General features: G+C 70.2%; 3 protein-coding genes. 2 read left to right on the forward strand and 1 reads right to left on the reverse strand.

All coding sequences use genetic code 11. From position 1 onward, the window contains the following. Positions 1-263 precede the first annotated feature (263 nt). Positions 264-788, reverse strand: coding sequence for an excalibur calcium-binding domain-containing protein (locus HET64_RS12265; protein ID WP_215104769.1), 525 nt, complete (start codon positions 786-788; stop codon positions 264-266). Positions 789-1,069: 281 nt separating this feature from the next. Between HET64_RS12265 and HET64_RS12270 the strand changes: the two genes are divergently transcribed. Together HET64_RS12270 and HET64_RS12275 are read left to right on the forward strand one after the other, a co-directional pair. Continuing rightward, positions 1,070-1,516, forward strand: coding sequence for a TIGR03618 family F420-dependent PPOX class oxidoreductase (locus tag HET64_RS12270; protein ID WP_215104771.1), 447 nt, complete (start codon positions 1,070-1,072; stop codon positions 1,514-1,516). A gap of 1,012 nt (positions 1,517-2,528) precedes the next feature. Further along, on the forward strand, positions 2,529-13,229 hold the full coding sequence (locus HET64_RS12275) for a non-ribosomal peptide synthetase (protein ID WP_215104773.1): 10,701 nt from the start codon (positions 2,529-2,531) through the stop codon (positions 13,227-13,229). Positions 13,230-13,240: the final 11 nt, after the last annotated feature.

The raw sequence follows: 13,240 nt of genomic DNA on the forward strand, positions 1-13,240 counted from the left end.
CCTCACGCCCCCGCCCCTCACGCACCAGGCCCGCAGGCCGTCCGCGGTGACGACCGTCGCGTGGACGCGTTCGTGGCCGCCGTCGCCCTTCAGCCCGTAGACGGTGCTCCGCCGCACGGAGGGGTGGGTGGTGAGGAAGACTCCAGCTCGGGGGCGTACACCTGGCCGGCGACCACCGCGATCTTGTCCTTGATCCGGTCGACCGGTCGGAGGGGAGCCGGTTGCGGTGGTTGAAATGCCCGCCACGAGGGTGTCGGCGGGCCCTATTCGCAGGCGACCCCGTCTCCGTCGCGGTCCAGGTGCCCTCCGTACCCGGGATCGCCGGCTCTGATGGGCGCGGCGCCGGCGGCGCGGACCGCGGTGCAGTTCTTGTAGTACGCCGACGTACTTCCTGAGCCGTCACTGCCTGTGTCCTCTTCGCGGGGCACAGGCTTCTTCTCGGGTTTCGGCTGCGGTGGTGCTGCGGTGACCGTTACCCGCACCTTCTTGATCTTCGTGACCGTCGGGGCCGGCTCCGGGCTCGCGGTGACCGTGACCTTTGCCGTCTCCGTCACCGTGACGGTTGGGCCTGGCTCCGTCTTCGCTGCGGCTGTTTGCACGACCTGTGGCTGTTCACCTGTAGTGCCGATTCCCACGCCCAGGACGAACAGTGCGCCTGCGGCGGGGAGTACGACACGCTTGCGCGCCCATCGTGGACCGCCAGGCGGAGGAGGTGTCGGCGGCGTGACCATACCGCCCTGCCCCCAGTCGGGCTGACGCGACGGGTGCTGCGGGCTGTTCCAGTCCATGGTCCCCCCAGGATGCTTCGTGGAGGCATGAACATAGCGAGATGGATACGACCGGAGGATCTACTTCTTCCGTTAGTGACGGAGTTGTGATCAAAGAACGGGGGAATGGTGAATCTGAAGGATCCTGCGGGCGTAGAGCGCCCCGGTCGCCCGGTCGAGTGGGTGCAGCGGATGCGTACTGCTGTCCTCGGCCCGGCTCAGGCGCAGTCGGGTGTGCATCGTGTTCGAGTGTTCGACCTCGTCTCAGGCCGGCCCGCGGATCGTGGTTGTAGCCTCGTGGGATGACTGCGACCTTCGACGAAGCCGTCCGCGCCCGGCTGCGAGCCGCCAACATCTGGTACGTCGGGACCGTGTTCGCGGACGGAGCACCGCAGGTCAGCCCGATGTGGGTTGACCTCGAAGGAGAGGGGGAGCTGACGTTCAACACGTCGACCGGCCGGGTGAAGGAGGAAAACCTGCGCCGCGACCCCCGTGTCTACCTCTCCCACGCGGACGCCGTCGATCCCTTTGACCGAGTGCAGATCAGTGGCGAGGTGGCCCGCTTCATCGAGGGTGACGAGGCACACGACCGGATGGACCGGTTGGCGCGGAAGTACCTGGGCAGCGAGCGGTTCGAGTGGACCATGCCGGGGGAGCAGCGGGTCGCGGTGATCGTGCGCCCTGTCAAGGTGCGGCACATTGTCGGGGTGGAGCGTTTCCGGCCCGGCGGCCCCGTCCCCGCTCCCTGACCCATCCACGCCCCCCCCAGAGCCGCTTCGGCTCACCGGCCGTCTCCTGTGCCCCGCAGTATCGACGCGCGGTTTTCGCGTACGTTGTCGAGTTCGCCGCCACCGGCTTGCCTCGACGCGGCGCGCAACATGTCCGGCGACGGCCGGCCGCCGGACACGGATCTCGGTGCCGTCGTATCCGCATCGGTCCGGGGAGACCTGGCGATGTGTCATGCGCCCCCCGTTCGTCGGCGAGGGCCCCTGGTTCGGAATGAGGCCGGCAAGTGGACCGGTCAGGCGCTGACTCACGGCGGCAGCATGCCTCACGTACTCCGCGCCGGCTGAAACGTATAAGTGATGTGCCCCACAGCGGCACGAACGTGAGAACACGCAACGCTCTGCCGGTCATACTGATTGTCATGACACCGACGGCCATATCCGTGGGCGCCTGCTGTTCGCTGCTGCGCGCAGGCTTCAAGCGTCCGGCCGAGATGTCGCGTTCGAACGACCTCTCGGGGCTCGTCGACGCCCGAGGCGGACCGGTGGACGGTGCCGTGTTCACCGATGCGGAACTCCACCGTCAGGAGTGGGGCGGCGTGTTCGCCCGGATCCGCGCCTGCCTCGACTCGTGCCCCCGCCGTGGCTTGCGCCTTTGCCCACCACGGCTGGACCTACCGCACTGCCGACGCGCCGGTGAGCGAGCCGAAGCGGTCGGACCATCCCGAGCCGTCCGACACCACCGCGTGGGACTCGGCCGAGGTGCTGTACGTCGCATCACCACACCAACGGGTCTTCGGCACCCGGAATCCGGAGCCGATGCCGCTGCGACAGCCGCTCGGGGACGTGGCCTGGTATAGGGACGCGATGATCGGCCACGATGATCAAGGAACGGTCGTAGTCGGCAGGTGCACGAGTCCGAGTGGGAAGACAACGGGAAGCCCGCTCCGTGCGGGCTCGGGCAGAGTCCTTCCGTTCGCTCGCGATCTTCTGTCGCAGTGTCATGCCTGGGTGGTGTGGCAGGAAGGAGTCAGTCATGAGCCTTCGAGCGCTCGCCCGCATGTACGCCGACGGCGAGATATCGACGACGGGGGTGCTGGCCGAACTCGACAGACGCGTGGACATTCCTCTGTCCGAGGGGCAGCGCGGCCTGTGGGCGCTCGCCAAGATGGAGCCGGAGACGTACGCGTACAACGTTCCCGTGTGCCTTTCGTTCGCGGACGTGGATACCGCGGCGCTTCAGGCCGCGTTCCGCGACACGCTTTCCCGGCATCCGCTTCTCTCGGCCGTGGTGCGCGAGACGGATGAAGGGCCGCGTCTGTCCCACGGAGACGCGGACGGTTTCTTCGTCGAGTACGTGGACATCTCCGATGTGCCGTCCGGTCGGGTGTTGAACTGTTTGAAGGAAAGGGCGAGGCAGCCGTTCGACCTGGCCGGTGGTCCCTTGGCCAGGCTGTCCGTCCTGCGTCGCTCCGCGTCCGAGGCATACGTACTGCTGGTCGTTCATCACCTCGTGATCGACGGGGTGTCGGGGCGTCTCGTCATCGACACTCTGTTCCGTTCGTACCGGGCGAGGGTCGAAGGGCGGGACGTGCCGGTCGAGGTGGGTTCCGCCTCGTTCGGTGAGTTCGTCGCGTGGGAGCGGGACGAACTCGTCGGCGAACGTGCCGAGGAGGACCGTGCGTTCTGGGTGCGGGAGCTCGCCGGAGCGGACGTTCTCACCGGGTTACCCTCGCAGGCGGCTCTGCTGCCGGACGCGCCTCATGTGGGCGAGGTACACACCAGCCGGCTGCCGAACGAGCAGGCCGCCGCTATCACGGCCTTCACCGCTGCACAGGAGATCAGCCCGGGGATCTTCTTCCTGGCGGCCTTCCTGACTCTGCTGCACCGGTACACCGGAACCGAGGACCTCGTCATCGGGATGCCGGTGGCGGGGCGCCCGACGGAACACTTCGACCCGGTCGTCGGCTGCTTCGTCAACACGCTGCCCATTCGGAGCAGACCGAGCGCCTCCGAGGAGTTCACGTCGTTCGCCCGGCGCGTACAGTCCACGGTGCTCGACGTACTCGAGCACGGGACCTACCCGTTCCACCGGATCGTGGGTGATCTCGGTGCCCGGGGCGTGAATCCGCGGTCGCCCCTCTATCAGATCGTGTACAACTACCAGGATTCCGCTCTCTCCGGATACCTGGGCGAGCGGGCCCGCGCCACCGGTGAGACGGACTTCGAGCTCGTCGACGGGCTGTACCAGCTGGGTGAGTACGACCTCACGGTGGACGTGGCCCCCGGTGACGGGTTCCTGGTGAACTGGAAGTACCACCCCGACGCCTTCTCGGCCCCCGCCGTCGCGGGCATGGCAGAACACTTTGCCACCCTGGTCGACAGCATCCTCGACTCGGACGGGCAGTCGCCGATAGGCAGACTGAACCTGCTCGACGACGAGGAACGGCGCGTCGTCGAGGAGGGGAACCGCACCGAGGCCCACTTTCCCACGCACCGGACCTGCTGGGATCTCTTCGCGGAGCAGGCAGAGGCGAACCCGGACGCTCCGGCGGTCACCTACGGGGAGCGGACCCTCACCTATCGCGAACTAGCCGACCGCAGCTCGGCGTTGGCACAGGCGCTGACGCGTCGAGGCGTCGGCCCCGGGGAGGTCGTGGGGGTCTGCTACGAACGGTCCATCGACCTCGTCGTGGCCCTCCTCGCCGTCATGCGGCTCGGTGCGGTGTACCTGCCCCTGGACGGCCGGCTGCCGGTCGAACGCCTCTCCTACATGGTCGAGGACAGCGGCGCGCAACTCATCATCTGCCATGAGGCGGTGATGGACAGGCTGGCCGCCCTGGGGACGCCGAACGCGCGACTGTACCCGACGGACCGCCCGGACGATCAGGCCGCCCGGGCGTGGGCGGCGGCGGGGCAGGCGACCGCCGCCGCACCGGACTCGCGAACCTCGACACCTCCGGCCGCCTACATCATCTACACCTCGGGCAGCACGGGGAGGCCCAAGGGCGTCGTCGTTCCGCACACGGCGCTGACCAATTTCCTGCTGGCCATGGCGGACACGCTGGGAGTGGCGTCCACCGATCGGCTGCTGGCCATCACCACGCACAGCTTCGACATCGCGGCCCTGGAGCTCTACCTCCCGCTGATCACCGGCGGGCAGGTCTGCGTCGGTGAATCGGCCACGGCCGCCGATGCCACGTTGCTGACCGACAAGGTCGCCGATTGGCGGCCCACCATCATGCAGGCCACTCCGGCGACCTGGGCCATGCTGGTGCGCGTCGGGTGGCAGAACACCGAGGGCGTCCAGATGTTGTGCGGCGGCGACGCGTTGCCCGACGGCCTGAAGGACGAACTCGTGGCGCGCGGCGAGGCCTGGAACCTGTACGGGCCCACGGAGACGACCATCTGGTCAGCGGCCAAGCGGCTGCGCCGTGAGGAGCCGGTGACCATCGGCAGTCCCATCGCCAACACCCAGCTGTACGTCCTCGACCAGAACCTGAGTCCCCTGCCTGTGGGCGTAACCGGCGAGCTCCACATCGCAGGCGACGGGGTCGCGCTCGGCTACCACCGGAAGCCGGAGTTGACGGCCGAGCGCTTCCTGGACAACCCGTTCGCCCCTGGACGGCTGTACCGGACCGGCGACCGCGCGCGCCGACTGCCGAATGGCGAGATCGTCGTCCTGGGCCGGATGGACAACCAGGTCAAACTGCGCGGCCATCGCATCGAACCCGGTGAGATCGAGGCGGTGCTCGATGCCCACCCGGCGATCGGCCGAAGCGTCGTCGTGCTCGAACAAACCGGGCTGTCGGACAGGCTCACGGCCTACTACACCGGGAAAGGGGCCGCGCCGGTCGACGCCGCGCTGCTGCGCGCGGAACTCGCCAGGACCCTCCCCGCCTACATGCTGCCCGCCGCATTCGTGGCCCTGGACGCCTTTCCGCTCACGGCGCACGGCAAGGTCGACCGGGCGAAGCTGACCGAGGCCGCCCGGACGGTGCCGCTCCCGGCCGCCGCCACCCCGGTGGCCGCGCTCGACATCGAGCGGGCCGTGCGCGGGATCTTCGAGGAGGTGCTCGGTTCGCGTGACATCGATCGTGCCGCAGGCTTCTTCGACATCGGCGGAGATTCGTTCGCGGCCATCGAAGCGGTGGAGCGGATCAACCGCGCGTTCGGCTGCTCGCTGCGGCCCACCGGCCTCTTCGCGCACCCGTCCGTCGCGGCGATGGCCCGACACCTGACGGGGCTGCTGCCCGCTGGACAGGCACCCGCTGGACAGGCACTTGCTGGACAGACGCCTACGGCGCAGCCGGTCGAGCCCGAGCAGCACCCTGATCCGCGCCCTGCCACTCCGGCGGCCGACGACGCCTCGCTCGATGACGCGATCGCGGTGATCGGCATCTCCTGCCGGTTCCCGGGGGCCATGGACCATCGCGCGTTCTGGTCCGCGCTCGTGGAAGGACGCAGCGGCGGCACGTCATGGTCGGTCGAGGAACTGCGCACGCTCGGAGTGCCGGAGGAGCTGATCACCCGACCCGGATACGTGCCGCAGCGGTCGGTCGTGGACGGCAGGGCGGAGTTCGACGCGGCGTTCTTCGACATCTCCCCCCGCGACGCCGAGTTCATGGACCCACAGGCGCGCTTGCTGTTGCAGCACGCGTGGCAGGCGTTGGAGGACGCCGGTTACCGCCCGGAGGACGTTCCCGGGACCAGCGTCACCACGTCCACGAGCACGAACTTCTACCAGGCCCTGCTGCCGGCTCTGATGGCGAACGCGTCGGGCCCGCGTGTCCTGGCGAGCTCGGAGACCTACGCCGCGTGGCTGTTCGCCCAAGGCGGCACGGTGCCCACGATGATTTCCACGAAGCTGGGCCTGCACGGCCCCAGCATGGCGGTGAGCACCAACTGCTCCTCGGCGCTGAGCGCGGTGCACGTCGCCTGTCAGGGACTCCTGGCCGGCGATGTCGAGCAGGCGATCGTCGGCGCGGCCAGCCTGTTCTCCGCGGGGGAACTGGGATACGTGCATCAGCCGGGCCTGAACTTCTCGAGCGACGGGCGCAGCCGCGCGTTCGCCGACGGCGCCGACGGCATGTCCGGCGGTGAAGGTGTCGGCGTGGTCGTCCTCAAGCGCGCCCGTGAGGCGATCGCCGCAGGCGATCACATCTACTGCCTGATCCGCGGCATCGCGGTGAACAACGACGGCGGCGACAAGGCAGGGTTCTACGCGCCCGGGGTGCGCGGCCAGGCCGAGGTGATCCGCAAGGCGCTGGACAAGGCGGGCACGGACCCGTCGACGATCAGCTACGTGGAAGCGCACGGCACGGGCACGAGGCTCGGCGATCCCATCGAGGTCGCGGCTCTGACCGAGGCGTACCGGCACTACACGGACCGCAGCCAGTACTGCGGCATCGGCTCGGTCAAGAGCAACATCGGCCACCTGGACGCGGCCGCGGGGATCGCCGGCCTCATCAAGGTGGCCCTGTCCCTGCAGCACGGCGAGGTTCCGCGGACCCTGCACTGCGACGTGGCGAGCGCGGAGATCGACTGGGACGAGTCGCCGTTCTTCGTGGCCGACCGGAATCTGCCGCTGGACGGCGACGAGCCCGCGCGGGCGGGACTGAGCTCCTTCGGGATCGGTGGCACCAACGTGCACGCGGTACTGGAACAGGCGCCGACCGGTGCGCGGGCCCCCGGACGCCCCGGCCCCCAGGCGGTGGTCCTCTCGGCCCGCGACGGGGAGCGGCTCGGCGTCCTCGCGCGGCAGCTTCTGGAGTTCCTGCCGGGATACCGGGACGCGCACGGCGATCTGGCGTCGCTCGCGTACACGCTGCAGGTGGGGCGGCGGGCGATGGCCGAACGCGTGGTCTTCGTCGCGAACGACGTCGACGGGCTGATCGCGACCCTTCAGGACTACGTCGGGCGCGGTGCGCGCGGAACGGTGTTCGAAGGGACGGCCCGACGGCCCGAGGACCCGCTGCTCGGCCTCTTCGATCGCCCCGGGGAGCTGCGTGACCTGGTCGCCGGGTGGCTCGGACGTGGGGAGTGGGACAAGATCGCGCCCCTGTGGGTCAACGGCGTCGACGTCGACTGGCACGCCTGCCACGGCGCGAATCCGCCGGTGCGGGTGAGCCTGCCGACGTATCCGTTCGCCGCGAAACGGTACTGGCCGGCCGCCGAGGCGGTGCCGGTCCCTCGGGCCACCGACCCACTCGACGCGGCATCGTTGCTCGTGGCCGCGGCCGGGCCCGAGAGCGTCGAGACGTTCCTGTCCGGTCGCACGTCCGCCACGGACGAGCTGGACCGCCTCTCGCGCCCGCTCGTGGTCGCACAGCTCGTGGCGGCGGGACTCTTCGACGCGCCCGTTCGCCGCGACCTGATCGGGCAGGAGGTCACGCCGCCCTTCGCCCAGTGGCTCGACCATACGGTGACCGTGCTGCTGAGCCACGGAGAACTCGTGCGTGAGGGTGCGTTCGTGGCGCCCAGGAAGAGTGCGCCAGGCCTCGAACAGGCGTGGCGCGCCTGGCGCGCGTGGAAGGACACCCGTGCCGACGATGCGGAGCTGGCGGCCAAGACCGGCCTGACCGAGCGCATGGTCGAGGCCTTGCCCGCGATCCTGTCCGGGCGGACGAAGGCCACGGCGGTCATGTTCCCGGGCGGCTCGTTCGAGCTGGTCGAACCGGCGTACCGGGGGAACGCGACGGCCGACTACTTCAACGAGGTGACGGCCGGCGCGGTGCGCGCGGAGGTGGACGCCCGCCGCGACGGGATCCGCCTTCTGGAGATCGGAGCGGGCACCGGCAGCACCAGCGAGCGCGTCTTCGCCCGGCTGACGGGCCGTGACCTCGCCGAGTACCGCTACACGGACGTCTCGAAGGCCTTCCTGATCGACGCGGAGCGCCGGTTCGCCGGCCACGTGCCGTACGTGTCCTTCTCGACGTTCGACGTGGAGCGGGAGCCCGGCGTACAGGGACTCGACCCGGGCGACTACGACATCGTCATCGCCAACAACGTCCTGCACGCCACCCAGGACATCGTGCGGGCGGTGCGTCACGCCAGAGCACTGCTGCGGCCCGGCGGAGTCCTCGTACTCAACGAGCTCGCCCGGAACGACTGGTGGTCGCACCTGACCTTCGGGCTCCTCGAAGGGTGGTGGCGGTTCACGGACGGAAGGCGTATCCCGGGCGGACCCGCGCTGTCCTCGGACGCGTGGCGCGCAGTGTTGCGGGAGTGCGGGTTCGACACGGTTGAACTGCTGGCGGAGCCCGCCCGCGAACTCGGCCAGCAGGTTCTGCTGGCGCGCGCCGGTTCGCCCGTCCCGCGCCGGGATCCGCGGCCTGCCGGGCCCGGTTCGGTCGCGGAGCGGGTCCGCGCGGCCGTCGAGCGGATCCTCGCCGAAACGCTGAAGCTGACCGCGGACGATCTCGCGGCCGACAAGCCCTTCGCCGACTACGGACTGGACTCGCTCACCGGGGTCTCCCTGGTGCACCGGCTCAACGAGTCGCTGAGCACCGACCTCGATCCGAGCGTGCTGTTCGAGAACCCGTCGATCAGGCGGCTGACGAGGTTCATCGTCGACGAGGAGGGCGCCGGCATCGTGGCCGCGGTGCCTGGACCCTCTGCCGTACCCGAGCCGTCCACCGGAGCGGGGCCGTCCGCGGAACCTGAAGGTTCCGCCCTGCCCGAGCCGTCAGCGGTACGCGAGCCGTCTGCCGTAGCCGCGCCGTCTGCCGTAGCCGCGCCGTCTGCCGTACCCGCGCTGTCCGGCGGTGGCCGGGAGCCCGTCGCGATCGTCGGCATGAGCGGCCGGTTCCCGGGCGCCCGGGATACCGACGAGTTCTGGGACCTGTTGGCCTCCGGCCGGGACGCTGTCTCGAAGGTGTCCCGCTGGGACCTCGCGTCGCTGGGCAGCGTCTGCCTGGACGGCGGTCTCCTGGACGACGTCGACGCGTTCGACCCGCTCTTCTTCGGGATCTCCGGTGCGGAGGCCGTCTACATGGAGCCGCAGCAGCGGCTGTTCCTTCAGGAAGCGTGGCGGGCGCTCGAGGACGCCGGCCACGCGGGCGATTCGCTCGACCGCGACCGGTGCGGCATCTACGTGGGCTGTGCCGCGGGCGACTACCTGGATCTGACGGGTCCGTCCGACTACCCGGGCCAGGCGCTGTGGGGCAACATGAACTCGCTGGTGCCGTCCCGCATCGCGTACTACCTGGACCTGCACGGGCCGGCGATCGCGGTCGACACCGCCTGTTCCAGTTCGTTGGTCTCCCTCTACCTGGCGTGTCAGGCGCTGTGGGCGGGCGAGGTCACCACGGCGATCGCCGGCGGGGTCTACGTCCAGAACTCGCCGCGGCTGTATCTGGCGGCGTCGCGGGCCGGGATGCTCTCCCCGACGGGCCGGTGCCGTGCGTTCGACCAGGCGGCCGACGGATTCGTGCCCGCCGAGGGAGTCGGTGCGCTGGTCCTCAAACGGCTCTCGGACGCCGAGGCGGACGGCGACCACATCCACGGCGTGATCCGTGGAATCGGGATCAACCACAACGGCACGACGAACGGCATCGCCGCGCCGAACGGGACCTCGCAGGAACGGCTGATCCGGCAGATCTATCAGGACTTCGAAATCGACCCCGCGGGGATCGGGTTGGTCGAGGCACACGGCACCGGAACCAGGCTCGGCGATCCGGTGGAATTCCGTGCGCTCGATCGCGCGTTCCGCGGCTTCACGGACGCCGAGCGGTTCTGCTCGCTCGGCTCGTCCAAGGCCTCCATCGGCCACGCGCAGGCCGCGGCCGGCGTGATCGGCGTCATCAAGGCACTGCTGGCGATGAGGCACGAGGTGATCCCCGGTCTGCCCCACCACACGGAGACGAACCCCAGTGTCACGTTGGCCGGCAGTCCGTTCTTCGTGCACACGGAGCCGAGGCGGTGGGCCGTGCCCGAAGGCGGCAGGCGGCGCGCCGCGGTCACGTCGCTCGGCGCGAGCGGAACCAACGCCCACGCTGTCATCGAGCAGCCATCGGAGCCGTCCGCGCCGCCGCGGAGCAGGCCGGACCGGGACCGGTTGATCGCTCTGTCGGCGGCGACGGAGCACGCCTTGCGGGAACAGGTGGTCCGGCTCGCGCGCCACTGCCGCGAACACCCGGACCTCGATGCCGGCGACGTGAGCCACACCCTGCTGCTCGGCCGCAGGCACCTGCGCCATCGATGGGCGCGTGTGGTCCGGGATATCGCAGAACTGGAGAGCCAGTGCACTGCCTGGCTCTCCGGGCAGGACATTCCGGCGCGGGGCTCGGACTCGACGTTGCGGACACTCGCCCAGCGATTCCTCGACGGTGAGGCACCGGATTTCGCCGAGCTGTTCCGCGACAGCCGCTACCGCCGCGTCGCGCTGCCCGGCTACCCCTTCGAGAGGGAACGCTATGCGCTGCCGGTCCGCGCGGCGGCGGACGACGGGCCGCGGCGCGATGGGGGAATCCTCACCGGCGACGAGTTCTACCTGCGTGAACATCAGGTGCGGGGAACCGGGATCGCCCCGGGGGCCATGTATCTGCGGTGGGCCGCGGCAGCGGCGACGCGGACCGCGAGCGACGCCGTCTCCTTGCACGATGTCGTCTTCTTGCGGCCCCTCTCGGTGTCCGGGGTGCCGCGCGCACTGCGGGTGGCTCTTCGCGCGGACGGCGACATCACCCGGTTCACGGTGTCCTCCACGGAGTCCGCCGGGGACGAGCCCGTCCTCCATTGCCAGGGCGAGGTGTCCGCCGCGAAGCCGACGGCCGCGCAGGCGATCGATCTGCCCGCGCTGCTCCGGGATTTCCGGTCCACGGCATTCGACCCCCTGCGGTTCTACGCCGAGTGGCGGGATCGGGGCATCGCCTACGGCCCCACGTTCCAGGGGGTCGTGGCGGTGCACCGCGGTGACGACGCGGTGCTCGCCGAACTGCGGCTGCCCGGCACGGCGACAGGAACCATGGACGGCCCCCTCCCACACCCGGCGCTGGTGGACTCGGCCATGCAGTGCATGCGCCTGCTCGACGGCGACGATCGGGTCGGGTTGGTGTTCACCATCAAGTCGGCCGAAGTCCTCGCCCCCGGCGCGACCACCATGTGGGCCCTGATACGCCGTGCCGGGGACGCGCGCGGCGCGGAACGGATCGACATCGACCTCGCGACCGGCGACGGCACGGTGTGCCTGCGGCTGCGGGGCATCGCAGGCCGTCGAGCCGAGCAGACGCCGGACCCGGCGGACGGCGCCGTCACGCTGGTGCCGGTGTGGGATCCCCTTCAGCGGACGGAATCCGCGACGTGGCCGCGGAGTTCCGCATCCGTGGGCATCATCGCGCCCCCGGGGCGGGCGCGGGACGCTCTCCTCGCGCGCCTGCCACAAGCGCACGTCGTCGCGGACCCGTCGCAGAGTACGCACGACGACCTGGAGACGTCCGTCCGGTCGGCCCCGGAACTCGACCATCTGATCTGGGTGGCGCCCGGCGCCGTGGACGACCGGTCCGGTGCGAGCGTCGTCGAGGGCCAGGCCGAAGGCTCGCTGCATGCCTTCCGCACGGTGAAAGCACTTCTGGCCGCAGGGTACGGCGATCGCCCCTTGGGCCTGACCCTGATCACCGAGCGGGCGCACGCCGTCCATGAGGCCGAGGTCGTCGACCCGGCGCACGCCGGTGTCGCCGGCCTGGCCGGGGCGACCGCGAAGGAGTACCCGGCCTGGCGGGTGCGCGCGGCGGACGTCGAGGACTATGCCGCGGCTTCTCTCGACGCGGTGCTCGACCTGGCCGCGGACCCGGACGGCAATCTGCGTATCCACCGCGACGGCCGGTGGCACGAGCAGCGGCTGATGACCGTGCAGCCGGCCTCGCCGACGTCGTCCCGGCTGCGGCAGGGCGGCACGTACGTCATCATCGGCGGGGCGGGCGCCCTCGGCACGGTCATCGGCGAGTACCTGATCCGCCGGTACCACGCCCAGGTGGTGTGGCTCGGACGCAGGCCGCAGGACGCGCGAGTCGAAGCCGCGATCGCTCGGGCGACCGGCGCGGACGGGCCCGCACCGCTCTACCTGCGGTGCGACGCCACCGACCTCGCTTCCCTGCGTGCGGCGAAGGACGAGATCGTACGACGGTTCGGCGCGGTGCACGGCGTCATCCACTCGGGCCTCGTGTTCGCGGGGGAGAGCCTGGCCCGGATGAGCGGGGCGCAGTTCGAGGACGTGCTGCGCGGCAAGGTCGACGCAAGCGTCCGGTGCATGCAGGTGTTCGGCGATGACTCGCTCGATTTCGCCCTGTTCCTGTCCTCGATCAACTCCTACCTCAAAGCCATCAAGCAGGCGAACTACGCGGCGGCCTGCACGTTCCTCGACTCGTTCGCACCGACGGTGCGACGCCGTCACGGCACTGTCGGCAAGGTGCTGAACCTGGGCTACTGCTTCAACAACGCACCCGCCGAGGGAGAGCGGGGCGCGGTGGTCGGAGCGCAGGCGCCGCTCATCCAGCCGGACGAGCTGACGGCGGCGATCGAACGGCTGTGCGCGGTGCCGGTCAGCAGGCTGACGTTGATGAAGTTCTCTCCCGCGCTCAACAACCGGGGCATCGTTCTGGGCGACGACGAAGTCATCCTCCCCACGGCTGTGCCGCCGGACGCTGTGCCCGCCGACGTCCAGGAAACGGCGGCGGCGCCGGGCGGCGAACCGGAGCCGCCACGCGCCCGCATCGCAGAGCTGACCGCGCTCGCGATCTGATCGCGGCCTCC

The sequence above is a fragment of the Streptomyces sp. McG3 genome, assembly GCF_018619185.1.
Classification (GTDB): Bacteria; Actinomycetota; Actinomycetes; order Streptomycetales; family Streptomycetaceae; genus Streptomyces.

Bases quoted from the DNA above. Each gene is read 5' to 3' on its own strand.
- HET64_RS12265 (WP_215104769.1), bottom strand. From the start codon at position 788: ATGGACTGGAACAGCCCGCAGCACCCGTCGCGTCAGCCCGACTGGGGG.
- HET64_RS12270 (WP_215104771.1), top strand. From the start codon at position 1,070: ATGACTGCGACCTTCGACGAAGCCGTCCGCGCCCGGCTGCGAGCCGCC.
- HET64_RS12275 (WP_215104773.1), top strand. From the start codon at position 2,529: ATGAGCCTTCGAGCGCTCGCCCGCATGTACGCCGACGGCGAGATATCG.